20 protein-coding genes are annotated in these 23,856 nt (G+C 72.5%); 6 read left to right on the top strand and 14 right to left on the bottom strand.

Annotated elements, in window-relative coordinates; translation table 11 throughout:
* Window positions 1-78: 78 nt before the first annotated feature.
* The 8 genes from OG556_RS20745 to OG556_RS20710 form a co-directional block, all read right to left on the bottom strand.
* The gene (locus OG556_RS20745) at window positions 79-2,145 is read right to left on the bottom strand and encodes a hypothetical protein (RefSeq protein WP_371518420.1); all 2,067 of its coding nucleotides are present in this window, start codon (window positions 2,143-2,145) and stop codon (window positions 79-81) included.
* Window positions 2,146-2,327: 182 nt separating this feature from the next.
* Window positions 2,328-2,759, bottom strand: a complete 432-nt coding sequence (locus OG556_RS20740) for a GtrA family protein (protein WP_371518419.1) — start codon at window positions 2,757-2,759, stop codon at window positions 2,328-2,330.
* Window positions 2,756-3,745, bottom strand: a complete 990-nt coding sequence (locus tag OG556_RS20735; protein ID WP_371518418.1) for a glycosyltransferase family 2 protein — start codon at window positions 3,743-3,745, stop codon at window positions 2,756-2,758. Before OG556_RS20735 ends, OG556_RS20740 begins: the two co-directional genes overlap by 4 nt.
* Before the next feature lie 176 nt (window positions 3,746-3,921).
* The gene (gene tuf / locus OG556_RS20730) at window positions 3,922-5,115 is read right to left on the bottom strand and encodes an elongation factor Tu (protein ID WP_031063092.1); all 1,194 of its coding nucleotides are present in this window, start codon (window positions 5,113-5,115) and stop codon (window positions 3,922-3,924) included.
* A 234-nt stretch (window positions 5,116-5,349) separates the two neighbouring features.
* Window positions 5,350-7,455: an elongation factor G gene (gene fusA, locus OG556_RS20725; protein WP_371518417.1), complete on the bottom strand. Its 2,106-nt coding sequence runs from the start codon at window positions 7,453-7,455 to the stop codon at window positions 5,350-5,352.
* Window positions 7,456-7,494: 39 nt separating this feature from the next.
* Complete coding sequence (gene rpsG / locus OG556_RS20720) at window positions 7,495-7,965, bottom strand: 30S ribosomal protein S7 (RefSeq protein ID WP_030055803.1); 471 nt, start codon at window positions 7,963-7,965, stop codon at window positions 7,495-7,497.
* A gap of 2 nt (window positions 7,966-7,967) precedes the next feature.
* Window positions 7,968-8,339 (bottom strand): 30S ribosomal protein S12, encoded by a 372-nt coding sequence (gene rpsL / locus OG556_RS20715; RefSeq protein ID WP_014144289.1) that lies wholly within the window; start codon window positions 8,337-8,339, stop codon window positions 7,968-7,970.
* Between the two features lie 421 nt (window positions 8,340-8,760).
* Window positions 8,761-9,324 carry a DUF1707 and DUF4190 domain-containing protein gene (locus OG556_RS20710; protein WP_371518416.1) on the bottom strand — a complete coding sequence of 188 codons (564 nt, stop codon included), beginning with the start codon at window positions 9,322-9,324 and terminating at the stop codon, window positions 8,761-8,763.
* Between the two features lie 253 nt (window positions 9,325-9,577).
* Between OG556_RS20710 and OG556_RS20705 the strand changes: the two genes are divergently transcribed.
* The 4 genes from OG556_RS20705 to OG556_RS20690 all read left to right on the top strand — a co-directional run bounded on the left by OG556_RS20705 (window position 9,578) and on the right by OG556_RS20690 (window position 14,629).
* Window positions 9,578-10,465 carry an ABC transporter ATP-binding protein gene (locus OG556_RS20705; RefSeq protein WP_371518415.1) on the top strand — a complete coding sequence of 296 codons (888 nt, stop codon included), beginning with the start codon at window positions 9,578-9,580 and terminating at the stop codon, window positions 10,463-10,465.
* The gene (locus OG556_RS20700) at window positions 10,462-12,093 is read left to right on the top strand and encodes a transporter (protein ID WP_371518414.1); all 1,632 of its coding nucleotides are present in this window, start codon (window positions 10,462-10,464) and stop codon (window positions 12,091-12,093) included. The genes OG556_RS20705 and OG556_RS20700 overlap by 4 nt, the downstream gene beginning before the upstream one ends.
* Window positions 12,094-12,193: 100 nt before the next feature.
* The gene (locus tag OG556_RS20695; protein WP_371518413.1) at window positions 12,194-13,474 is read left to right on the top strand and encodes a DUF2786 domain-containing protein; all 1,281 of its coding nucleotides are present in this window, start codon (window positions 12,194-12,196) and stop codon (window positions 13,472-13,474) included.
* 42 nt (window positions 13,475-13,516) lie between these two features.
* Window positions 13,517-14,629: an ADP-ribosylglycohydrolase family protein gene (locus OG556_RS20690; RefSeq protein ID WP_371518412.1), complete on the top strand. Its 1,113-nt coding sequence runs from the start codon at window positions 13,517-13,519 to the stop codon at window positions 14,627-14,629.
* Window positions 14,630-14,686: 57 nt separating this feature from the next.
* On the opposite strand, the gene OG556_RS20685 is transcribed toward OG556_RS20690, so the two are convergent.
* The 3 genes from OG556_RS20685 to OG556_RS20675 form a co-directional block, all read right to left on the bottom strand.
* Window positions 14,687-15,853, bottom strand: a complete 1,167-nt coding sequence (locus OG556_RS20685) for a serpin family protein (RefSeq protein ID WP_371518411.1) — start codon at window positions 15,851-15,853, stop codon at window positions 14,687-14,689.
* A 214-nt stretch (window positions 15,854-16,067) separates the two neighbouring features.
* On the bottom strand, window positions 16,068-17,282 hold the full coding sequence (locus OG556_RS20680) for a cytochrome P450 (RefSeq protein WP_371518410.1): 1,215 nt from the start codon (window positions 17,280-17,282) through the stop codon (window positions 16,068-16,070).
* Window positions 17,283-17,363: 81 nt separating this feature from the next.
* Complete coding sequence (locus OG556_RS20675; protein ID WP_371518409.1) at window positions 17,364-18,104, bottom strand: NAD-dependent deacetylase; 741 nt, start codon at window positions 18,102-18,104, stop codon at window positions 17,364-17,366.
* A gap of 112 nt (window positions 18,105-18,216) precedes the next feature.
* On the opposite strand from OG556_RS20675, the gene OG556_RS20670 reads away from it, so the two are divergent.
* Window positions 18,217-19,281, top strand: a complete 1,065-nt coding sequence (locus tag OG556_RS20670; protein ID WP_363369345.1) for a MoxR family ATPase — start codon at window positions 18,217-18,219, stop codon at window positions 19,279-19,281.
* Window positions 19,278-21,077 (top strand): hypothetical protein, encoded by a 1,800-nt coding sequence (locus OG556_RS20665; protein WP_371518408.1) that lies wholly within the window; start codon window positions 19,278-19,280, stop codon window positions 21,075-21,077. Before OG556_RS20670 ends, OG556_RS20665 begins: the two co-directional genes overlap by 4 nt.
* A 64-nt stretch (window positions 21,078-21,141) precedes the next feature.
* Here OG556_RS20665 and OG556_RS20660 read toward each other — a convergent pair whose 3' ends face one another.
* The 3 genes from OG556_RS20660 to OG556_RS20650 form a co-directional block, all read right to left on the bottom strand.
* A complete protein-coding gene (locus tag OG556_RS20660; RefSeq protein WP_371518407.1) occupies window positions 21,142-21,753 on the bottom strand; it encodes a hypothetical protein in 612 nt (203 codons plus the stop codon).
* Window positions 21,754-21,932: 179 nt separating this feature from the next.
* The gene (locus tag OG556_RS20655) at window positions 21,933-22,613 is read right to left on the bottom strand and encodes a response regulator (RefSeq protein ID WP_371518406.1); all 681 of its coding nucleotides are present in this window, start codon (window positions 22,611-22,613) and stop codon (window positions 21,933-21,935) included.
* Window positions 22,610-23,797 carry a sensor histidine kinase gene (locus tag OG556_RS20650; RefSeq protein ID WP_371518405.1) on the bottom strand — a complete coding sequence of 396 codons (1,188 nt, stop codon included), beginning with the start codon at window positions 23,795-23,797 and terminating at the stop codon, window positions 22,610-22,612. Before OG556_RS20650 ends, OG556_RS20655 begins: the two co-directional genes overlap by 4 nt.
* Window positions 23,798-23,856 lie beyond the last annotated feature (59 nt).

Here is a 23,856-nt window from a genome sequence, read left to right as displayed (position 1 = left end):
ACGAGGCCGGCCCGGCCGTGCGATTGCTGTGAATAGTAGCGGGTAGCCGTGAACGTCCGATGACGGTGGCCCCCACGCTCAGACCCCCGGGAAGGTACGGGACCACGGCTCCGTCCAAAGGTTCTGAGGATCGCTCAGCACCGTCACCGTCACACCCTGCGCCGCCAGGTCCCGCTTGATCCGGTCGCCCACGGAGGGGTCGGCGGTCAGGACGGTCGGCGGGACGGGCGCGGCCGGGAGCTTGTCGATGGCTCCCTTGAGGCGGCCCAGGGACTTCTGGTAGTCCTCCTCCTTCACCTGGGGGCCGCCGATGGACACCCAGTGGATGTCGTACAGCGCCGTCATGTCGCCCCCGCGCCGGTTCAGCAGCGAGGCGAGCCAGGTGGCCTTGAGGTTCTTGTAGTCGTCGTTGGCGAAGAGCGCGATGACCGGGCCCTTGCTCGATATGTCGAGTGCCTGCGCACCCTTGGGGCCCATGTCCCCCTTGAACTCGCCGCGTCCCCAGGCCACCAGCGGGTTGGCGGACCAGGCGGACGGGTTGTCCTTGGTGGTCAGGAAGCCCCACTGCACGTTGGCGAAGAGGCTGAGCGCGGCGGCGACGGCGAGGCCGGATATCGCCAGCTCGCCGAGGCGGCTCTGCAGCGTGCGGCCGGTCCCCCGGTACGGGCTCTGCAGCATGACCCCGACGGCGCCGAGGGATATCAGGCTGACCACGACGCCCACGGCCGTCATCTTGTGGAAGTAGTACGAGTACTTGCCGATGGTGTGCAGCTGGTAGGCGGCGAAGGCGCTGAGCAGCCCGCCGGTGCCGAGCAGGACCGCGAGGTGCGCCTGGCCGACGGCGGTCCGGCGGTTGCGCGGCATGACCGCGGCCAGCAGGCCGAGCAGCCCGCCGCCGATGAGTATGGAGCGGTCGGCCCCGACGCTCGGGCCGTTCATGTTCGAGGCACTGGCCACGTCGAGGTTGCCCAGCACGGACAGGACGCTCGGCAGCGCGGCCACGCCCAGCGCGCACGCCAGCGCGCCGGCGGTCCACCACCAGCGCCCGGCGAACTTGCGCCGGTGCGCCACCAGCGCGCCCAGCAGTGCCACGCCGACGAAGGCGCCGTAGATGTTGTACGCGTAGGTGACGGTGATCAGCCCGGCCGACGCGGCCAGCACGAACTCGGTGGTGCCCATCGCCGGCCGGATCAGCACGGCCAGCGCGAGCGCTATCAGCAGCAGCCCGATGAAGGTCGAGTCGAAGCCGTGGACCATCAGGTCCATGTAGTTGCTCGCGAACATGATCGCGCCGACGGTCGCGCACACCGCCGCGCAGCGCCAGCCGCGCAGCCGCGGCCCGCCGATCCACCGGGCCGCCCAGACCAGCGCGGCGCAGAACAGCGCGTAGCCCACCAGCAGGTACAGGAAGTACCTGTTCATGGTGTAGAGCATGTCGCCGGAGTCGGCGGCGGAGTGGACGAGGGTGTCCGTCCAGGCCAGCAGGAAGTGGGAGCCCTGCGGGTACGTCACCTCGGACGGCGGTATCAGGAAGGACCGGGCCGCGTCCTGGTGGAGGAAGTTGAAGCCGCCGACGTTCTGGATGCCGGAGAAGAAGGAGAAGTGCGCGAGCCGGTCCTCCGACGTGGCGAAGTACGCGACCCGCTCGGCCGCCGACGTTCCCGCGATCGGGTGGAAGAGGTAGTGCCAGACGCCGTAACCGGTGCCCAGGACCAGCAGGTCGGACCAGCGGAAGCGCAACGGCAGGCGCGGGCCGCGGCGGGCGGCCCAGGCGGCGACCGTCACCACGCTGAACATCAGGCCGCTGGTGGCGACCGGCGAGAGGCCCCACGGCCAGAGCGAGAAGAGCAGGCCGAACGTCAGCACCGAACCGGCGAGCACCAGCCCGGCGACGAACAGCCGGTCGAGCAGCACGCCGCCGACCCGGAGCACGGCGGCTATGGAGAACAGCAGCAGCGGCAGCAGCAGGACGCCCAGGTCCAGCGCGACCAGCCCGGTCGGCACCAGCCAGGACAGGGCCAGCCCCCCGGCCAGCACGAGCGGGTTGCGCCTGGACCGTCCACCGGCGGTCGGCACGGGCGGCGGCCCCGGCGGTGCGGTCGGACGTTGGAGCTCGCGCTCAGGCGAGGAATGTACGGTCGACACGGTGCCGTGCCCCTTCGGTCAAGTCCCTGCCGCCCGTCTCCCCGGCCGGGTGCGGACTTCCACTACCGTCAGCGGGCAGGCTACGAGCCACAGCATACCGAGGGGCCCGTCGGCACGACGGGCTGAGGGGGCCGGGTGAGCGGCCCGCGAACCGGTGGGAACGGCCGCCGCTCAGCCCCGGTTCAGCCCCGGAAGACCCAGATCTTCAGCAGCACGAACCGGGCCACCGTGGCCAGGCCGTTGGCGGCGACCAGTCCGGCGACCTCCACCGGCCGGGAGGCGTTCGGCGCCATCTGGTCCAGCAGGGCGAGCGCGCCCGCGCTCAGGCCGAGCCCGATCAGGAAGGCCACCGCGCCCTGGAGCTGGTGCCGGACCATGCCCTGCGAGCCGGTGACCCCGAAGGTGAAGCGGCGGTTGGCCGCGGTGTTGGCCACCGCACTGACGGCCAGCGCGATCAGGTTGGCCGCCTGCGGGTCGGTGAACCACCGCGCGGCGACGAAGAGCGCCAGGTAGAAGACGGTGCTGAGCACGCCGATGACCAGGAAGGACGGCAGCTGGCGGCGGGTCGACGGGCCCGGCTCGACGGGCTCCACCGGTTCCTCGATGACGGTCACCGGCCCGTGCCCCGCTCGTCGTCCCGCGCCGCGGCGTCCTGCGCCAGTTCGTCGTCCGCCGAGTCGTAGCCGACGAAGTAGGTCGGGCGGGCCTGCACCGCCGAGTAGATCCGGCCGACGTACTCCCCCAGCAGTCCGACGCAGATCAGCTGCACGGCGCCGATGAAGAGCATGCCGATGAACAGCGAGGACCAGCCGGGCACGGTCGCGCCGAGCGCGTACGACAGGGTGGTGTAGACCGCGAGGACCAGGCAGACCACGAAGCTCACCAGGCCCAGCCAGGTGGCCAGCCGCAGCGGGGCGGCGGAGAAGTTGGTCACGCTGTCCAGTGCGAGCCGGACCATCTTGGACAGCGGGTAGTGGGTGTCGCCGGCCACCCGCTCCTCCCGGACGTACACCACCTCGCCGCTGGGGAAGCCGAGCCACGGCACCAGCAGCCGGTAGACGGGCTGGTGCTCGGGCAGCTGCTTGAGGGCCTCCACGGCCGCGCGGCTGAGCAGGCGGAAGTCGCCGGCCTGGTTGGGCATCCGCTTGCCGACCAGCTTGCGCATCAGCCAGTAGTAGGCGCCGGCCGTCCGGCGCTTGAAGGCGGTGTCGGTGGCGCGGTCCCCGCGCACGCCGTAGACGACGTCGAAGCCCTGCTCGCGGGCCAGGTCGAGCATCTCCGGGATCTTCTCCGGCGGGTCCTGGAGGTCGGCGTCGATGCTCACCACGTAGTCGCCGCGCGCCCGGTGGATGCCGGCGGTGAGCGCGGCCTGGTGCCCCGAGTTGCGGGCGAAGCGGACGATGCGGAACTCCGGCCAGTCCTGCCGGACCTTCTGCAGGACGACGGGGGTGGCGTCCGTGCTGCCGTCGTCGACGCCCACGACCTCGTAGTCGACCCCGAGCCCGTCCAGGATCGGCCGCAGCCGCTCGACGGTCAGCGGGAGCGCCTCCTGCTCGTTGTAGATCGGCATCACGACCGACAACAGTGGTGCCGTTGGCATGCGTTGGATCCCACTTTCCGCGACGGCGGGCTGGACGGTCGCCCGACAATAACAGCCGGCCATGAGCAGCCCGTGAGAGCCGGTGAAGGCCCGATGAAGGCCGAAGGGCTCCGCACACCTGGGTGTGCGGAGCCCTTCGGTTCGCCTGTGCGGGACAGACAGGTCAGAACATCAAATTACTTGATGATCTTGGTGACCTGGCCGGCGCCCACGGTGCGGCCACCCTCACGGATGGCGAACTTCAGGCCCTCCTCCATGGCGATCGGCTGGATCAGCGCGACCGTCATGGCGGTGTTGTCGCCCGGCATGACCATCTCGGTGCCCTCGGGGAGGGTCACGACGCCGGTCACGTCCGTGGTACGGAAGTAGAACTGCGGGCGGTAGTTGTTGAAGAACGGGGTGTGGCGGCCACCCTCGTCCTTCGACAGGATGTAGGACTGGGCCTCGAAGTCGGTGTGCGGCGTGACCGAACCCGGCTTGATGATGACCTGGCCGCGCTCGACGTCCTCGCGCTTGATGCCACGGAGCAGCAGACCGACGTTCTCACCGGCCTGGCCCTCGTCGAGCAGCTTGCGGAACATCTCGATGCCGGTGACCGTGGTGGTGGTCTTGGTCTCCTTGATGCCGATGATGTCGACAGTCTCGTTGACCTTGAGGATGCCACGCTCGATACGACCGGTGACGACGGTGCCACGACCGGTGATCGTGAAGACGTCCTCGATCGGCATCAGGAACGGCTGGTCCACGGCGCGGGCCGGGGTCGGGATGCTCTCGTCGACGGCGTGCATCAGGCCGAGGAGCTTCTCGCCCCACTCCTTGTCGCCCTCCAGCGCCTTCAGCGCGGAGACGCGGACGACCGGCAGGTCGTCGCCCGGGAACTCGTACTCCGAGAGGAGCTCGCGGACCTCGAGCTCGACGAGCTCCAGGATCTCCTCGTCGTCCACCATGTCGGCCTTGTTCAGGGCGACGACGATGTAGGGGACGCCGACCTGGCGGGCCAGGAGGACGTGCTCCTTGGTCTGCGGCATCGGGCCGTCGGTGGCGGCGACGACGAGGATCGCACCGTCCATCTGGGCCGCACCGGTGATCATGTTCTTGATGTAGTCCGCGTGACCCGGGCAGTCGACGTGGGCGTAGTGACGCGCCTCGGTCTGGTACTCGACGTGCGCGATCGAGATGGTGATACCGCGCTGCCGCTCCTCCGGCGCCTTGTCGATCTGGTCGAACGGCGTGAAGGGGTTGATCTCCGGGTACGCGTCGTGCAGCACCTTGGTGATGGCCGCGGTAAGGGTCGTCTTACCGTGGTCAATGTGACCAATGGTGCCGATGTTGACGTGGGGCTTCGTCCGCTCGAACTTCGCCTTCGCCACTGCAGTCCTCCTGAGGACAGTTCTGTACGCCGTGCTGACGTCAGTTGGTCTTTGATCGGGTTTGGCCCGAGGTGCCGGAAGCACCTCGCACCGTCCCGCGGGGTGGGGGCCGGAGGCCCCCCGGGAGGATCCGACCGGATCCTCCCGGGACGCCCCCTAATAGCCTAAGGGTTCGCAATCGTCCCGAATATCGGGACAGCCGCGGCCTTGTAGGGAGCCGGCTGGCGCCGGTCCTTACTCGCCCTTGGCCTTGGCGATGATCTCCTCCGCCACGGCCTTCGGAACCTCGGCGTACGAGTCGAACTGCATCGAGTAGCTCGCGCGACCAGAGGTCTTGCTGCGCAGATCACCGACGTAGCCGAACATCTCGGAGAGCGGCACCAGCGCCGTGACGACGCGGGCACCGTGACGCTCGTCCATGGACCGGATCTGGCCACGGCGAGAGTTGATGTCGCCGATCACGTCGCCCATGTAGTCCTCGGGCGTGGTGACCTCGACGGCCATCATCGGCTCGAGGAGGACCGGCTTGGCCTTCCGCGCGCCTTCCTTGAACGCCATCGAACCGGCGATCTTGAACGCGAGCTCGGACGAGTCGACGTCGTGCGCCTGGCCGTCGAGCAGCTTCACGCGGACACCCTGCAGCGGGTAGCCGGCGAGGATGCCGAACTCCATGGCCTCCTGGCAACCGGCGTCGACCGACGGGATGTACTCCCGCGGCACGCGGCCACCGGTGACCTGGTTGACGAACTCGTAGCCCTCGGCCTGCTCGAGCGGCTCGATCGCGATCTGCACCTTGGCGAACTGACCGGAACCACCGGTCTGCTTCTTGTGGGTGTAGTCGATGCGCTCGACGGCCTGACGGATCGTCTCGCGGTACGCGACCTGCGGCTTGCCGACGTTGGCCTCGACCTTGAACTCACGCTTCATACGGTCGACCAGCACCTCGAGGTGCAGCTCGCCCATACCCGCGATGATGGTCTGGCCGGTCTCCTCGTCCGTGTTGACCTGGAAGGACGGGTCCTCCTCGGCGAGACGCTGGATGGCAACACCCAGCTTCTCCTGGTCACCCTTGGACTTGGGCTCGATCGCGACGCGGATGACCGGGGCCGGGAAGTCCATGGACTCCAGGATGACCGGGGCCTTCTCGTCGGACAGCGTCTCACCGGTGGTGGTCTGCTTCAGGCCCATGACGGCGACGATGTCGCCGGCGCCCACCGACTCGATCTCCTCACGCTTGTTCGCGTGCATGCGGTAGATCTTGCCGATGCGCTCCTTCTTGCCCTTCACGGCGTTCAGCACCGAGGTGCCGGACTCCAGGCGGCCGGAGTAGATCCGGACGAAGGTGAGCTTGCCCAGGTGCGGGTCGGACATGATCTTGAACGCCAGCGCGGCCAGGGGCTCGTCGTCCGAGGCCTTGCGGGTGATCTTGGTCTCCGGGTCGTTGGGCTTGGTGCCCTCAACCGACTCGATGTCCAGCGGCGACGGGAGGTACTTGACGACCGCGTCGAGCAGGGGCTGAACGCCCTTGTTCTTGAACGCGGTACCGCAGAAGATCGGCGTGAAGGCCGACTCCAGGGTGCCCTTGCGGATCGCCTCGTACAGCAGCTCCTCGGGGATGTCCTCACCCTCCATGGCGAGCATCATCACGTCATCGCTGACGTTCGACACCTCGTCCAGGAGCTTCTCGCGGTACTCGTTCGCCTGCTCCTGCAGCTCGGCCGGGATGTCGACGATGTCGTACATCTCGCCCTTGGCGGCCTCGGCGGACCAGACCAGCGCCTTCATGCGGACAAGGTCGACAACGCCCTTGAAGTCCGCCTCGGCACCGATCGGGAGCTGCATGACCAGCGGGGTCGCGCCGAGGCGGTCCACGATGGTCTTGACGCAGAAGAAGAAGTTCGCGCCCGTGCGGTCCAGCTTGTTGATGAAGCAGATGCGCGGGACGCCGTAGCGGTCAGCCTGCCGCCACACGGTCTCGGACTGGGGCTCGACACCGGCAACACCGTCGAACACCGTCACGGCACCGTCGAGGACGCGCAGCGAACGCTCCACCTCGACGGTGAAGTCGACGTGACCCGGGGTGTCGATGATGTTGATGGTGTTGTCGACGTCGTCGACCGTCCAGTGACAGGTCGTCGCGGCCGACGTGATCGTGATGCCGCGCTCCTGCTCCTGCTCCATCCAGTCCATGGTGGCAGCGCCATCGTGGACCTCACCGATCTTGTACGAGACGCCGGTGTAGAACAGGATCCGCTCGGTGGTGGTGGTCTTGCCCGCGTCGATGTGCGCCATGATCCCGATGTTGCGGACCCTGGCGAGGTCAAGGGAGGTTGCAGCCATGGTGGCTCGTTCTCTCTCTGTCTAGTGACGGGGTAGGGACTACCAGCGGTAGTGCGCGAAGGCCTTGTTGGACTCGGCCATCTTGTGGGTGTCCTCGCGACGCTTCACGGAAGCGCCCAGGCCGTTGCTGGCGTCGAGGATCTCGTTCATCAGGCGCTCGGTCATGGTCTTCTCGCGACGGGCGCGGGAGTAACCGACCATCCAGCGCAGCGCCAGGGTGCTGGCGCGGCCCGGACGGACCTCGACCGGAACCTGGTAGGTCGCGCCACCGACACGGCGGGACTTGACCTCGAGGGCCGGCTTGACGTTCTCCAGCGCGCGCTTCAGCGTCACGACCGGGTCCGAGCCGGTCTTCTCACGAACGCCCTCGAGGGCGCCGTAGACGATCCGCTCGGCGGTGGAGCGCTTGCCGTGCAGCAGGATCTTGTTGACCAGCTGGGTGACGACCGGGGAGCCGTAAACCGGGTCGATGATGACCGGGCGCTTCGGGGCGGGGCCCTTACGAGGCATTCTTACTTCTCCTTCTTGGCGCCGTAGCGGCTGCGAGCCTGCTTGCGGTTCTTGACACCCTGGGTGTCAAGCGAACCGCGGATGATCTTGTAGCGGACACCAGGAAGGTCCTTCACACGACCACCGCGCACCAGCACGATGGAGTGCTCCTGCAGATTGTGGCCCTCGCCCGGGATGTAAGCGGTGACCTCGATCCCGCTGGTGAGGCGCACACGGGCGACCTTGCGGAGAGCCGAGTTCGGCTTCTTCGGGGTGGTCGTGTACACACGCGTGCAGACCCCACGACGCTGCGGGGAACCCTTCAGCGCGGGAGTCTTGTTCTTCTCGACCTTGTCCTGCCGGCCCTTTCGGACCAGCTGCTGGATCGTAGGCACCGTTTCTCCGTTTTCTGTGTGCCAAGGCTTGGTAAAACTAACCTGCGGTGATCCCCCGCACACGGCCCCGTGGTCGACCCACGCGGTCGGGTGTGTTGGGCTTATTCCGACACGGAATCCCATGAGCTGATGTACAGCGACGGCGCTCAACGCGCGGGGCGCTGGAAGGCGCTCCGGCTCGGCGCGGCGACCGGTGTGCATGCACGCACAAGGACCCGGGGACACCCCAGGCACAAGGTCAGAGCGTACCTAGCGCATCGGGCGCGGTCAAAACAAATGCAACGCCGCAGGTCGCGACCTTCGGCCGGATGTCCCGGGAGTGTCCCGGACGCGACCACCCGGTGTCGGGCCGCCCTCCACCCGCTCTACCACAGCCCGCCGACCGCCGCCACCGGGGCGGGACGCACCCGGGCCGGCCCGCTCAGACCGGCACCTGCAGCATCACCAGGAGCAGCAGCGTCCAGAGCGCGCAGCCCGCGTAGCCGAAGAGCAGGCCGAGGGTGGAGATCCAGTCGCCGGCCCGGTCGTGGCTGCTCTGCTGGGCCTTCGCGAGGTGCCCGACGACCACCGCGGGCAGCGAGAGGCCGGTCAGGCCGAAGACCAGTGAGGTGACCGCCAGCCCGTTGACGGAGCGGACCGGCGGCGGAGGCGGCGGGAGGAAGGTCGCCGGGACGGGCGGGGCGGCGAAGGCCATCGGCGCCGGCATCGGGCCGGAGGGCAGGTCGGACACCAGCCCGGCCAGCTGGCCGTAGGTCTGCGCGACGGAGGCCTGCTCGTGGCGCTGCTCGTACTCCTCGGCGGAGAGCCGGCCCTCGGCGAACGCGGCCTTCAGCACGTCGATCGTCCGGTCCCGGTCCGCGTGCCCGGCGCGCATCCCCGTGTGGAACCCGGGCTGCGGGACGGACTTCGGGACGGGCTGGGGCTGCCAGTCCCCGCGGCGATCCGGCTCGTCGGGGCCCGAGGCTCCCCACGGTTGAACGGCCATCCGCACCTCCCGGCACCCGGCGCGGCCCCGCGCCCCTCGCTGTCCCTCACTGTCCCTCATAGTGCAGGACGAACGGCGGGGCTGAGTAGTTGCCAATTCCAGCCCGGTACCCGCCGTAACGCGCCGTCCGGGCGGCGCGCCTCACCCGTTCGGCCCACTCTCTCAGGGGATCCTCAACTCGGGAGACAGCCCGATTCCGCAGTGACAGGCTGAGTCCGAGACACCCATCCGCCAGCGAACAGAGAAGGCCGCCATGCAGGCGTCAGCGCCGCCGCCGTCCGACCACCCCGTACCCGTTACCCCCTCCGCCGTCAGCATCCAGGGGCTGTGGAAGCACTTCGGCGGCCAGGCCGCCGTCGCCGGACTCAGCCTGGAGCTGCCGGCCGGCTCCTTCATCGGCCTGGTCGGCCCGAACGGCGCCGGCAAGACCACCACGCTGTCCATGGCCACCGGCCTGCTCCGGCCCGACCAGGGCACCGTCCTCATCCACGGCGGCGACGTCTGGGCCGACCCGGTCGCGGTCAAGGCCCGGATCGGCATCCTGCCCGAGGGGCTGCGGATGTTCGAGCGGCTCAGCGGCCGCGAACTGCTGCAGTACAACGGACGGCTGCGCGGCCTGCCCGGCGCCGAGGTGGACCGCCGCGCGGAGGAACTGCTGGCCGTCCTGGACCTCGCCCGCGACGCCGACAAGCTGGTCGCCGACTACTCCACCGGCATGCGCAAGAAGATCGGTCTGGCCGCCGCGCTGCTGCACAACCCCGACGTGCTGTTCCTCGACGAGCCCTTCGAGGGCGTCGACCCGGTCTCCGCGCAGACCATCCGCGGCGTGCTCAAGCGGTACGCGGCGGCCGGATCCACCGTGGTCTTCTCCAGCCACGTGATGGAACTGGTCGAACAGCTCTGCGACTGGGTCGCCGTGGTCAACGCCGGCCGGGTGATCGCCCAGGGCCCGCTGGACACCGTGCGCGGCGGGCGCAGCCTCCACGAGGCCTTCCTCGGCCTGATCGGCGTCCGCGAGGACGACGGCCAGGCGCTCGGCTGGCTCGGCGGACAGGCCGGTGGGCAGGCCGGCGGGAACGCGCCGGCCGGCAACGGGCAGCTCGGCGGGCAGGCCGGCGCGCAGCTCGGGGGCGGGCAGTGAGCACCGTCCCCGCGGCCGCCCGTACCCCGGTGCCCGACGGGCGGACGGTGGTCCGCGCCCTGGTCGCGCTCAAGCTGCGGCTGCTGCGCAACGGCCTGCGGCGCAGCCCCGGCCGGACCGCCGTGTACGTCATCGGCGGTGTCCTCGGCCTGGCCTTCGCGGCCGGCATCGCCTTCGCCCTCGCCATGATGAACGGGCGCTTCGACGGCTCCGGGGACGCCGGGGTGATGCTGCTCGGCGTGCTCACCCTCGGCTGGGCGGCGCTGCCGCTGTTCCTCTTCTCCAGCGACGAGAGTGCCGACCCGACCCGGCTCACCATGCTCCCGCTGCGGCCCGGCCCGCTGCTGCGCGGCTCGCTGCTGGCCGCGCTGATCGGACCCGGCCCGCTGGTCAGCCTGGTGCTGGTGACCGGCGCGGCGCTGTCCGGCGCCAACGGCGGTGCCTCGGCCGCGGCCGCGCTGGTCGGCGTCCCGCTGGCCGTGCTCTGCCTGGTCACGCTCTCCCGGGCGGTCGCCGCCGGCAACGCCCGGATGCTCTCCAGCCGGCGCGGCAAGGACTTCGCGATCTTCGGCGGACTGCTGTTCGCCCTGCTCGTGCAGGCCGCCAACGTCGGCTCGCAGAGCGTCTTCGGCCGGCCCGGGGACCACCTCGACCTCAGCCCGCTGGCGCCGATCGCCTCCGTGCTGCGCTGGCTGCCGCCGGTCGGCGCGGCGGACGCGGCCCGCACCGCCGGCGAGGGCCGGTACGGGCTGGCGCTGTTCCAGCTCGCCGCGGCCGCGGCGCTGCTCGCCCTGTTGCTGCGCTGGTGGCGCGGCAGCCTCCAGGAGCTGATGGTCACCGCCGACTCCTCCACCCTGGAGGTGGCCCGCGGCGTGCAGAGCTCGCGCGGCTGGAGCTTCCTGCCCGAGGGCCGGGTAGGCGCGGTGATGCAGCGCCACCTCCGGTACGCCTGGCGGGAGCCGCGGGCCAAGGCCGCGGTGTTCACCAGCATCGGCATGACGCTGGTGATCTGCGTGCTGTCGATGGTCCAGGGCTGGTCGAGCGTCTACCTGCTGGCGATGACCGGGATGTTCCTCGGGCTGCAGATGCTCAACCTGTTCGGCATGGACGGCTCGGCGTTCTGGATGGTCGCCGCCACCCTGCTCACCCCGGCCGACGCCCGGGACGAGCTGCGCGGCCGGGCCTACGCGGTGCTGTCGTACGCCGTTCCGGTGACGCTGGTGCTCGGGCCCGTACTGGCCGCCGCCACCGGCGACTGGGCCGGCCTGCCGTCCGCACTCGGCCTCGCGCTCGCCCTGCTCGGCTGCGGCGTCGCGCTCGGCGCGACGCTCAGCGTGCTGGCGCCGTACACCATGCCGGCTGACAGCAACCCGATGCGCAACGCCGCCCCCGGGCAGGGCGGCCTGGTGCTGGTGAACCAGTTCGGCTCGCTGTTCGGTGTGGCGTTGCTCTCCCTGCCGGTGAGCGGCTACCTCGGCTGGGCGCTGCTCTCGGCCGGCCCGACCTGGCCGGTCCTGCTGGTCGGCCCGCTCTACGGCGCCCTGGTCGCCGCCCTCGGCATCCGCTTCGCGGCCGGGCGGCTGCTGGAGCGCGCCCCGGAGATCCTGGCCAAGGCCGTCGAGCGCTGAGTCGCCTGCGTCACCCGGAGCGCCCGGTCCCGTCGAAGGGGCCGGGCGCTCCGGCATCATGGGCGGGAGGCCGGACCGTCGAGGAGAGCAGGGACACACCGTGGGCAAGCGCGCGCAGCAGGACGGGGACGGGGGCGCCGGCCCACTGCTGGAGCAGGCGGTGCGATCGGTGCTGACGGCCCCGGACGAGACGCTGGACCTCGCCCTGGACACCGGGGCGTCGCTGCTCGCCGCCTCGGCCGGGCAGTGGCCGGCGGTCAGCCGGGCCCTGCTGGCGTACGCGGACACCGCCGTCGGCCGCTGCTGGTCCGCCGGGTGGCGCCCGGCCGACCTGGCCCGGGTGGTCCGGCGCGGGCTCAAGCCCGTCCACCTGGCCCTCGCGGTGGACCTGATCGCCGCCGAGGGCCGTCGGCACGCCGCGGCCGCCCTCGACCGGCGCTGGCACGAGCAGCTGCGCGAGCTGGAGGCCGAGGTGTGGTGGCCGGGAGACGAGCAGTACCTCGGCGCCTTCGCCGACCGGCACCGGCTGGACCGCTTCGCGCTCGCCACCGCCGCCCTGGAGCTGCTGCGGACCTGGGGCCGGCTGCCGCCGATCTCCCCGGTCGGCCCCGCGCCCGGCGGGCGGCCGCAGGCCGAACGCGCCGCCGGCCCGCAGACCGGCGAGCCGCGGATGCTGGCCCGGATCCGGGCGCTGCTGGCCAAGGCCGAGTCCACCGAGTACCCGGAGGAGGCCGAGGCGCTCACCACCAAGGCCCAGCAGCTGATGGCCCAGCACAGCATCGACGACGCGCTGCTGGCCGCCACCCGCGACGACCGGAACACCCCGGCGGCGCTGCGGATCGGCGTGGACAACCCGTACGAGAGCCCCAAGACGATGCTGCTGGACGCCGTCGCGGCGGCCAACCGGTGCCGGGTGGTGTGGGCCAAGGAGTTCGGCTTCTGCACCGTCGTCGGCTTCGACGGCGACCTGGACGGCGTCGAACTGCTCTACACCTCGCTGCTGGTGCAGGCCACCCACGCGCTCAACAAGGCCGGCTCCCGCCGGGACTCGCGCAGCAAGGCGTTCCGGCACTCCTTCCTGGTCGCGTACGCGGCGCGGATCCGCGAGCGGCTGACCGCCGCCACCGAGCGCGCGACCAGCGCCGCCGCGGCCGGCCGGCACCTGCGCGAGGACGGCACCGAGGAGCAGCTGCTGCCCGACGAGCGGCTGCTGCCCGCGCTCGCGGCCCGCTCCGAGGCGGTGGACGACGAGGTCGGCCGGCTGTTCCCCAAGCTGGTCTCGCAGCGGGTCCGGGTGAGCGACGGCGTGGGCTGGGCGGCCGGGCGCGCCGCCGCCGACCGCGCCGCGCTGCACGGGCGCGCCGGGCAGATCCGCCGGTAGACCTGATAGAACGTATCCCGCCATGAACCAAGGGGGATCGACGTGACGGAGTCGGCGGCCGAATCGGGATACCGCGACCGGGTGCGCGGGGCGCTGCTCGGCGGGGCCGTCGGCGATGCGCTGGGCTGGCCGGTGGAGTTCCAGCAGCTCCACCAGATCCAGCAGCGGTACGGGCCGGACGGCGTGACCGGGCTGCCGCCCGGCGCCGGGCCGGTCGAAGTCACCGACGACACCCAGATGACCCTGTTCACCGCCGAGGGCCTGATCCGCGCGTTCGTCCGCGGCTGGACGGGCGGCGGCGGCTCGGTGCCGGAGGCCGTCCACGCCGCGTACCGGCGCTGGCTGCTGACCCAGCGCCAGGACTCGCCGGCCACCGCGCCGCAGCCCCGCCCGTACGACGGCTGGCTGCTGACCAGGCCCTTCCTGTACGCGTCGCGGGCGCCCGGCAACGCCTGCATGAGCGGGGTGTCCGAGCACCCGGAGTTCGAGTCGCCGTCCGTGATCGGGCAGCCGGGGCCGATCAATCCGGACTCCAAGGGCTGCGGCACGGTGATGCGCTCGGCGCCGTTCGGGCTGGCCCGGCTGGGCGTCGAGCTGTCCTTCGGGCTGGCCGTGCAGTGCGCCCAGCTCACCCACGGGCACCCGACCGGCTACCTCTCGGCGGGCGCCTTCGCGGCGCTGGTCGAGCGGCTCGCCAACGGGACCGAGCCGTGGGCGGCGGTCGGCGAGACCGTGGAGCAGATCCGCGAGCTGCCGAGCTCCAAGGAGACGGTGCAGGCGCTGGCCCGGGCCGTCCGGGTGGCCCAGGAGTCGCAGCCGACGGCGGAGTCCGTGGAGCGGGTCGGGCTCGGCTGGACCGCCGAGGAGTGCCTGGCCATCGCGGTGTACTCGCTGCTGGCGACCACCCTCGAACCCGACCCGGTGCGCAGCGCGCTGCTGCTGTCGGTGAACCACTCCGGGGACAGCGACTCCACCGGCGCGGTCTGCGGCAACCTGGTCGGCGCCGCGTACGGCGCCTCGGCGCTGCCCGCCGAGTGGGCGGGGGCGGTCGAGGGCCGGGCCGAACTGCTGCGGGTCGCGGACGACCTGCTGGTGCTGTTCGGCAGCCGCGACCCGGCCCACCCGGCGCTCGGCGGGCGCTACCCGGCCTGGTGACGCCCGGTCCTCCCCCGGCTGCTTCGGCTGTTTCGGCTGCTTGGCCTGCGGGTCGGCTCAGGGCGCCTGCGGGTCGGTGACCTGGCCGAGGAACAGCGGCCGCCCGTCGGCGGTGTCGCGGATCAGGAACAGGAACGGCCGGTCGATGTGCAGCTGGACGGACTCCGGCGCGGCCGGCGCCGCCATCACCACCACCCCGGCGCCGCTGCCGGCCGCCGCGACCGTACCGTCCTCGTCCACCTCGACGGTGGCCTTCTGCACCACCGCGCCCAGGCCGAGCGGCTCCTTGCCGGTGATGCCGGTGAAGTCGGGTGCGTCGAAGGCCGCCTTGACGCCGAGTGAGCGCAGGGCGGGGACGAGGTCGTTGGCCGTGTCGAAGTGGAACCGCGGCAGGGTCAGGTCGACGGACCGCTCGTCGAGCCCGCCGAGGATCCGGTCGAGCTGGGCCTGGTCCAGGCCCTTGCTGAAGGCCGCGTACCCGCCCTGCGCGGGGACGATCAGGTCCATCGCCAACCCGCCTCCCGCGTACGGGAGTTCGACGGCCTGCCAGGGTTCGCCGACGATGCCGCCGGAGCCCTCGGCGTACCGGAGGGTGCCGGTGCGGCTCATCGTGCTCACCGACGGGGTGGAGCCGTCCAGCCGGTGGAAGGGGCGCTCGGAGGTGTTCGCGGGCTTGAACCCGGAGGCCCACGCCGCCTTCAGGTAGAGCGCGTCGGTGAGTGCCAGCCGGGTGTCGGCGGTGATCTGCCGCGGGCCGAAGAGCTCCTTGATCCGCCCCTCGGTGGCCTTCTCCACCGCCGCGTTGATGCTCCCGCGGGCACCGGCCTGGTCCCTGGCGAAGTCGACGGGGTGCACGCCGGTGTCGAAGGCGGCGGCGAGCGTGTCCAGGTACTCCGGGGCGACGGCCAGGCCCTGCTGCGTCCACAGGGCGTCGGACCGGCGCAGGACGACCTGGTCGCCGCCGGCCCGGCTCCCGCTGTCCGGCGCGCCGACGGCGAGGGCGTACTGGCGCGGGTCGAGCCCGGTGTGCAGGGCCTTGGCCAGCTCCTCGGCGGTGGCGCCGCGCGCCCCCGGCAGCAGCATCCCGAGCACGCCCGCCAGCCCGGCCGGCGAGACCACGACGTTGCGCCCCGCCCCGTCCGGCGTCGCGGTCAGCGCGTGCAGCAGGTCCAGCCCGAACGCGCTGGTCCCGGCCGCGACCGCCGCCACCTGCCCCGGATCCACCGCCGCCCGGCTCCCCGACGTCGAGGCCCGCACCACCGCGGGCCCCCCGCCCGCCGTACTCCCGCACCCCGCCAGCGCCGGGCCGACGGCCAACCCGGCGGCGAGTAGCAGCCCCACCCGACGGCGGGAACGGCCATGCCCTGCGACGCTGCGCTTCGTCATGGCCCTTCGACGCACCGCCCCCGAACCCGGTTCCCCGGCGTCAGGGGGGATTTCAGACCTCGACCACCAGTTCCCGGAGGCCCCGGATCACGTAGCCCGGGTTCCACTCGGGTTCGCGGGCCAGGCGCAGGCCGGGGGCGCGGCGCAGGAGGGCGCCGTAGGACTCGGCGAGTTCCAGCCTGGCGAGCGGGGCGCCGAGGCAGAAGTGGATGCCGGCGCCGAAGGTGATGTGGGGGTTGTCGGTGCGGCCGAGGTCGAGGCGGTCGGGGTCGGTGAAGCGCTCGGGGTCGCGGTTGGCGGAGCCGAAGAGGAGGGCGACCTCGGAGCCGCGCGGGATGGTGACGCCGCGCAGCTCGATGTCCTCCAGGACCCACCGTTCGAACAGCTGCAGCGGGGTGTCCCAGCGCATCAGCTCCTCGATGGCGGTGGGCAGGAGCGCGTCGGTCGCGCCGCGCAGCCGGGCGAGTTCGCCGGGGTTGCGGAACAGCGCCCACCAGCCGTTGCCGGTGGTGTTGACGGTCGCCTCGTGGCCGGCGTTGAGCAGCAGCACGCAGGTGGAGATCATCTCCTGCTCGCTGAGCGCGTCGGAGCCCTCCTGGGCCTGGATCAGCGCGCTGATCAGGTCGGTGCCGGGGGCGGTGCGGCGTTCGCGGATGAGGGCGCGCAGGTAGTCGGAGAACTCGGTGCTCGCGGTGACGGCCTTGCGGGCGGCCTCCTCGCTCGGGTTGAGCTCGTACATGCCGGTGATGTCGGCGGACCAGGGCCGCAGCAGGTGCCGGTCGCCCTCCGGCACGCCGAGCATCTCGGCGATCACGGCGACCGGCAGCGGCTCGGCGACGGCGGCGATCAGGTCGCCGCCGCCGGCCGCGAGCAGGCCGTCGACGAGTTCCCCGGCGAGCCGCTGGACGGTCGGCCGCAGGCCCTCGACCATGCGCGGGGTGAAGGCCTTGGAGACCAGCCGGCGGATCCGGGTGTGGTCGGGGGCCTCCAGGTCGAGCAGCCCGAAGTCGTTGAGGGTGTGGAAGGGCTCGTGCGCCGGGTCGGGTTCGGGCCGCCCGAACTCCTGGTGGCTGAAGCGGTGGGTGTAGGTGCGCCCGAGCCGCCGGTCGCGCAGGAGCGCGCTGACGTCCTCGTGCCGCGAGACGAGCCACTGCCCGGTCGGCTCGAAGTACGTCACCGGCGCGTGCTCGCGCAACTCGGCGTACGCGTCGTACGGGTGGGCCACGAACGCCGCCGACCAGGGGTCGAACTTCGCCGTCGTCGTCATCGCTCGATCACTCCAGGCCATGAGGGGGGAGCCGGAAGGATCATCGTACGCATGCGGTTCACCCCTTTTTAAGCCCCTTCCTCAGAGCCCCTCCCCCACCAGCCTGCGCACCAGGGCCGGCAGCGCCTGGGAGATCGGCTCGCGGATCACCTCGTCAGCGGCCTCGTCGTACGGCGTCGGCTCGGCGTTCAGGATGATCAGCTTCGACCCCGTCCGCACCGCGTCGTACGGCAGCGCGGCCACCGGGAACACCTGGAGGCTGGTACCGACCGCGATGAACACGTCGCAGGCCCGGGCGATCGAGTCGGCCTGCCCGAGCACCTCCTGGTCCAGGTTCTCGCCGAACATCACCGTGCGCGGCTTCAGGATCCCCCCGCACGCCCGGCAGGCGGGGTCCGGCTCGCCCGCCTCGACCCGCCGCAGCGCCTCCGCCATCGGCCCCGTCGCCCCGCAGCCCAGACACTGCACCTCCAGTGCGGTGCCGTGCAGTTCGAGCACCTTGCGCGGGGGCAGCCCGGCCCGCTGGTGCAGCCCGTCCACGTTCTGGGTGAGCACCCGCAGCGGCAGCCCCGAGCGCTCCAGATCGACCAGCGCCCGGTGCCCGGCGTTCGGCTCAGCCCCCAGCACGCCCGTCTCCAGCCTCAGCCGCCAGGCCCGCCGCCGCACCTCGGGATCGGCACGGTACGGGCCGATGGTGACCAGGTCCTGGGCCGACGGGTCCCGCTGCCAGAGCCCCTGCGGGCCGCGGTAGTCGGGGATGCCCGAGTCGGTCGAGATGCCCGCGCCGGTGAGGACGGCGATCAGGGGGCGTTTCGCGTTCATGCCCCGGACGGTACGGGCGGCCCGGTTCGGGGCGCCAGCGAAAATCCGGGTGCGCCGCGTCAACTGCCGCCGCACACTGGGCCGGTCACCCCACCACTCGCCAAGGAGCCCCGTGCAGGGAGCAGTCAGCGTCTCGCCCGTCCAGATTCCCGAGTTGCTGCTCGGGCTGGCCACCGTCCGACCGGTGTTCCTCTGGGGCGCGCCCGGGATCGGGAAGTCCTCACTGGTAAGGGAGTTCGCCGAGTCGCTCGGCCTGGAGTGCGTGAGCCTGGTCGGCACCCAGCTCGCCCCGGAGGACCTGATCGGCGTCCCGCAGCTGACCCCGGAGGGCCGCTCCCGGTTCTGCCCGCCCGAGCAGATCGCCCGCGACGAGCCGTACTGCCTGTTCCTGGACGAGCTCAACGCGGCGACCCCGGACGTCCAGAAGGCGTTCTACTCGCTGATCCTGGACCGCCGGATCGGCTCGTACGAGCTGCCGCCCGGCTCGATCGTGATCGGCGCCGGGAACCGCGCCACCGACGGCGCGCTCGCCCGGCCGATGGCGTCCGCGCTGGTCAACCGCATGGTCCACGTGCACCTGCGGGCCAGCGCCGCGGACTGGCTGCGCTGGGCGGCCGGCGCCGGCATCCACCCCTGGGTCATCGACTACGTCACCGACCGGCCCGACCACCTGTGGTCCGCCCCGCCGAAGACCGAGGAGCCGTTCTCCACCCCGCGCGCCTGGCACATGCTCTCCGACGCGCTGCACTCCTTCGGCCCCACCCTGGACGAGGAGACCCTCAAGGTGCTCGCGTACGGGCTGCTCACCCCGCAGCACGCGATCGCCTTCTGCGGCTACGCCAAGATCGTCCGCAACGCGTACGGCCTGGAGGCGATCCTCAAGGGCGACGCCCGCTGGCCGCACCGGCTGGAGGACCGCGACCTGCTCTACTACCTGGCCGACGCCTTCCGCGGCCGCCTGGTCAAGGAGCTGCCGGCCAGCAAGGAGCACGCCTCGGGGGCGCAGCGGCAGACCGCCTTCCGGGCCAAGTCGCTGCTGGTGCAGCTGGCCGAGATCTCGGTGGAGGTCGCCCAGACGGTGATCGCCGACGGTGCGGACGGCAATCCGGTGCTGCCCTCCTGGTTCCTGATCGAGGCGGCCCGGGACATGCCCCGGCTGGTCGAGGCCCGCCGGTGAGCCCTTCCGTCCACAAGGGTGCGAAGAAGCCGGACCCGGGCGCGGAGGTCTTCGCCGAGGGGGTCCGGCTGCTGCGCCAGAACCCGGCCTTCGACGCCGTGCCCGCCGATTTCTGCCGCCGGGACGACTGCGGGCTGGCCCCGCCCGGCGGCTGGGCGGTGGTCGACTCCGACGGCACCGTGCACGTCAACCCGCGCCGCCGGGCCGAGCCGGAGGAGTGGGCCTGGGTGCTGGCGCACTGCCTGCTGCACCTGGGCTTCGGCCACGTCCCGGCCGCCCGGGGTGTCCGGGTCCAGCCCGACGCCTACGAGGAGGCGGCCCGCTGCGCGGTGGTGAACCGTTTCCTCGCGACCTTCCCGGTCGGCCGCCCCCCGGTCGCCCTCCCGCAGGAGTACCCGGGCGGCGACGAGGAGGAGCTGGCCGCCCGCTGGCGCCGCGACGGCCTGCCGCCCGCCGTCACCGCCGGGACGGCCGGCACCGCCGACCACGACCAGCTGCTGGTCGAGTGGCAGGACCACGGCCACACCCCGGAGGACTGGTCGATGGCCTTCGCCGCCGCCCTCACCCGCACCATGTCGGCCGCGATGGACCGGGCCGGCGGCCGTTTCGACCAGGAGACCGGCGAGCGCCTGCCCGAACGGCCGTGGACCAGGGCGCTCGGCTGGTTCGTCTCCTCCTACCCGCTGCTCGGCGGCATCGCGGCCGGCCTCACCGTCGTCGCCGACGCCGAGCTGGCCCGCGCCCACGGCATCACCATCGCCGCCGTCAACGCCGAGGCCGGCGAGGTCTACATCAACCCGCTGCGCCAGCAGACCGACGAGGAGTGGCGGTTCATCCTCGGCCACGAGATGCTGCACGCCGCCCTGCGGCACGGCGAGCGCCGCGGCGGCCGGGACCCGTTCCTCTTCAACGTCGCCGCCGACTACGTCATCAACGGCTGGCTGCTGGAGATGGGCGTCGGCGACATGCCGGAAGGCCTGCTGCACGACCCGCAGCTGAAGGGGCTGTCGGCCGAGGAGGTGTACGACCGGATCGTCCGCGACGAGCGCCGGATCCGCCGGCTCGCCACCCTGGCCGGCAAGAACCGCCCGGACATCCTCGGCGCACCGCTGGACCGCGGCCCGCGCGACTACGTGGACCTCGACGACTTCTACCGCCGCGGCCTCCAGCAGGGCTTCGAGCTGCACCAGCGCGAACGCGGGCTGCTGCCCGCCGGGCTGGTCGAGGAGATCCGCGCCCTCGCCCACCCGCCGCTGCCCTGGGACGCCCGGCTGGCCCGCTGGTTCGACGAGTTCGTGCCCCGCCCGGAGCCGGTCCGCAGCTACTCCCGCCCGGCCCGACGGCAGTCCGCCACCCCGGACATCCCCCGGGCCGGCCGCTACCACCCGCCCGAGGAGGTGCCGCGCTGCACCTTCGGCGTCGTCCTGGACACCTCCGGCTCGATGAACCGGGTGCTGCTCGGCAAGGCGCTCGGCGCGATCGCCTCGTACGCGGCCGCCCGGGACGTGCCCGCGGCCCGGGTGGTGCACTGCGACGCCGCACCGCACGACGCCGGGTACGTCCCGGTCGGCGAGATCGCCGGCCGGGTCCGGGTGCGCGGGCGCGGCGGCACCGAGCTGCAGCCGGGCGTCGACCTGCTGGAGCGGGCCGAGGACTTCCCGCGCGGGGCGCCCGTGCTGGTGATCACCGACGGCGCGTGCGACGTGCTGCGGGTGCGCCGTGAGCACGCCTTCCTCGTCCCCCGGGGCGCCGGGCTGCCGTTCACCCCGCGCGGACCGGTGTTCCGGATGAGTTGACGGGCGTCCGCCCCTCCCCCGTGGGGGCGGGCGCCCATCCGTACTGCCCGTCCGGGGCACCCGGTCAGGCCAGTGCCGGGCGGGGCGCGGCGGAGCGGCGGGCCAGCGGGGCCAGCGCCGCCAGGTAGCAGACCGAGGCCACCGGGATCAGCGCCAGGTCGACCCCCGAGGCGGCGGTGCCGACCAGCATCAGCACCGGGCTCCACCAGGGCAGCGTCCGGGCCGCGCCCACCGCGGCGGCGACCAGCAGGGCCAGCAGGCCGACGTAGAACAGCAGCGGGCCGATCCGGTAGACGGCGGGCAGCACCCCGGGGACGCTCTGAACGCGGTCGAACATCCGCGACTGCCCGGCCTTGTCCGCCGCCGCCAGGCCGACGTACAGGTCGATCCCGATCTGCACCAGCGAGGCCGCCAGGCCCGCGAACGCCGTCCCGAGCGCGGCACCGGCCGCGAGCCGCCCGGCCGTGGTGCCGCGCGGGGCGAGCAGCCCGCGCAGGGCGAGCAGGACCGGGGCGAACAGCAGCAGCCCGGCGAACATCGCGGTGTGGCCGACCGTCCAGCCGAGGCCGGGCGCCCGGGAGCCCGGGATCAGCCGGATCCCCCCGTAGAGGGCCATCAGGGCGGGGGCGCCGACGACGGCGTAGGCGGTGCGGCGGTTCTGCTGCAAGGTGTCCATCCGACGATCTCCTGTGGTGATCAGTGGCCCGTGGCCCCTGGCCCGTGGTCCGTTCCGACACCACAGATGCTGTCCGCCGCACCCCTCGTCGCGGATCGCCCGCACCGGCGAACCCGCCGCCTCCCCCGCACGGGGGAGCCCCGGCCCCGCGCGCCCGCCAGGGCCCCGCAGGAGGGCCCCTACCCCTCCCCCGCCACCACCGCGCCGGCCTCGTACGCGAACACCACCGCGTGCACCCGGTCCCGCAGCCCCAGCTTGCTCAGCACATTGCTGACGTGCGTCTTCACCGTGTGCTCGCTGACCACCAGCTCGGCCGCGATCTCCGCGTTGGAGAGCCCGCGCGCCAGCAGCCGCAGGGTCTCCTGCTCGCGCAGGGTGAGCTGCTCCAGCAGCCTGGACGGCGGCCGCACCGCCCGCTCGGGCGAGCCCGGGCGGCGGGCGGCGAACTCGCCGATCAGCCGCCTGGTCACCGAGGGCGCGAGCAGCGCCTCCCCGGAGGCCACCATCCGCACCCCGTGCGCCAGGTCGTCCCGCCGGACGTCCTTGAGCAGGAAGCCGCTGGCGCCCGCGTACAGCGCGTCGAAGACGTAGTCGTCGGCGTCGAAGGTGGTCAGCATGATCACCTTGGTGGACGGGAACTCGGCGCAGACCCGGCGGGCCGCCTCCAGCCCGTCCATGACCGGCATCCGGACGTCCAGCAGCAGGACGTCCGGCCCGTGGACGCGGACCGCCTCGACCGCCTCGGCGCCGTCGCAGGCCTCGGCCACCACCTCGATGTCGGGCTGCGCGTCCAGGATCATCCCGAACCCTGCCCGCACCAGCTCCTGGTCGTCCGCGACGACCACCCGAATCGGCTTCATCCGCCCACCTTCTCCACCACGCCCGGCGCCCCCAACGGCAGCCGGGCACTCACCAGGAAGCCCTTGCCCTCCGGTCCGGGTCCGGCCTCGGCCCGCCCGCCGCAGGCCGCTGCCCGCTCCCGGATGCCGACCAGCCCGCGGCCGCCGGACCAGCCGTTCACCGCGCCGTCGGCGGTCACCGGCAGCCCGCGCCCGTTGTCGGACACCACGACCTCCAGGGTGTCCCCGGACCGCCGCACCCGGACCGCCACCCGGTCGGCGCCGGAGTGCTTGACCGTGTTGGTCAGCGCCTCCTGCACGATCCGGTACGCCGCCGCCTGGAGGTCGGCGGGCACCGCGACCAGCCCGTCGGCCAGTTCGAGCTCCACCGCAGGCCCGGCCCGGCGCACCCGCTCGGCCACGTCGGCGAGTTCGGCCAGCCGGGGCTGCGGGGCCAGCTCGGGGCCGGCCCCCTCCTCCTTCAGCACTCCGAGGACGCGCCGCAGTTGGACCATCGCGTCGCGGCCCGTGTCGGCGATGGTGTCGAAGGCGCGGATCGCCCGGTCCGGGTCGGCGTGCACCACCAGCGGCCCGGCCTCGGCCTGGATGATCATCAGTGAGACGGCGTGCGCCAGGATGTCGTGCATCTCCCGGGCGATCCGGGCCCGCTCCTCCACCACCGCGCGGCCCGCCTCACTCGCCGCCCGCTCCCCCGCCTCACGGGCCCGCTCGGCCTCCAGCCGGGCCAGCCGCCGCTGGGCGCGCACCAGCGAGCCGAAGACGAACGAGCCGACCGAGGTGAGCAGGCTGAACAGCATGCCGTTGAGCGAGTGGGTGCCGATCACGTTGGCGACCACCACCACCGCCAGCACCGTCCAGCGCTGCCGGTCCGGGGAGCGCTCCGCCACCGTGTAGATGCCGATCACCCCGGCCAGCGGCACCTGCGGACTCGCCGAGTGCGCCACCACGGACAGCGTCATGAAGGCCACGCTGCCCGCCGCCAGCGCGGACAGCGGCGCCCGGCGCCGCCAGGGCAGCGACAGCGAGGCGGACACCGCCACCAGGTAGACCCACCACGGCCAGGCCGTGTCGTCGTTGCCGACCGCCCAGACCGAGATCCCGGCCGATGCCACGGCCAGCAGCGAGTCCAGCACGTACGGACTCAGCCCGGCCGACCAGCTCCGCCAGCGCGCCGTTCGCACCACCGTCGCCCCTCCCCCGGGTCCGGGGGCGCCGCCCCCGCGGAGAAGATCATGCCCTACCG

This window comes from Kitasatospora sp. NBC_01300, assembly GCF_041435235.1.
In the GTDB taxonomy this organism is placed as follows: Bacteria; Actinomycetota; Actinomycetes; order Streptomycetales; family Streptomycetaceae; genus Kitasatospora.
This window is presented reverse-complemented; position numbering and strand designations above follow the sequence as displayed.

Coding starts and splice junctions, on each gene's coding strand:
- OG556_RS20735 (WP_371518418.1), bottom strand. CDS start 3,745: ATGCCAACGGCACCACTGTTGTCGGTCGTGATGCCGATCTACAACGAG.
- fusA (WP_371518417.1), bottom strand. CDS start 7,455: ATGGCTGCAACCTCCCTTGACCTCGCCAGGGTCCGCAACATCGGGATC.
- rpsG (WP_030055803.1), bottom strand. CDS start 7,965: ATGCCTCGTAAGGGCCCCGCCCCGAAGCGCCCGGTCATCATCGACCCG.
- OG556_RS20710 (WP_371518416.1), bottom strand. CDS start 9,324: ATGGCCGTTCAACCGTGGGGAGCCTCGGGCCCCGACGAGCCGGATCGC.
- OG556_RS20705 (WP_371518415.1), top strand. CDS start 9,578: ATGCAGGCGTCAGCGCCGCCGCCGTCCGACCACCCCGTACCCGTTACC.
- OG556_RS20680 (WP_371518410.1), bottom strand. CDS start 17,282: ATGACGACGACGGCGAAGTTCGACCCCTGGTCGGCGGCGTTCGTGGCC.
- OG556_RS20675 (WP_371518409.1), bottom strand. CDS start 18,104: ATGAACGCGAAACGCCCCCTGATCGCCGTCCTCACCGGCGCGGGCATC.
- OG556_RS20660 (WP_371518407.1), bottom strand. CDS start 21,753: ATGGACACCTTGCAGCAGAACCGCCGCACCGCCTACGCCGTCGTCGGC.
- OG556_RS20655 (WP_371518406.1), bottom strand. CDS start 22,613: ATGAAGCCGATTCGGGTGGTCGTCGCGGACGACCAGGAGCTGGTGCGG.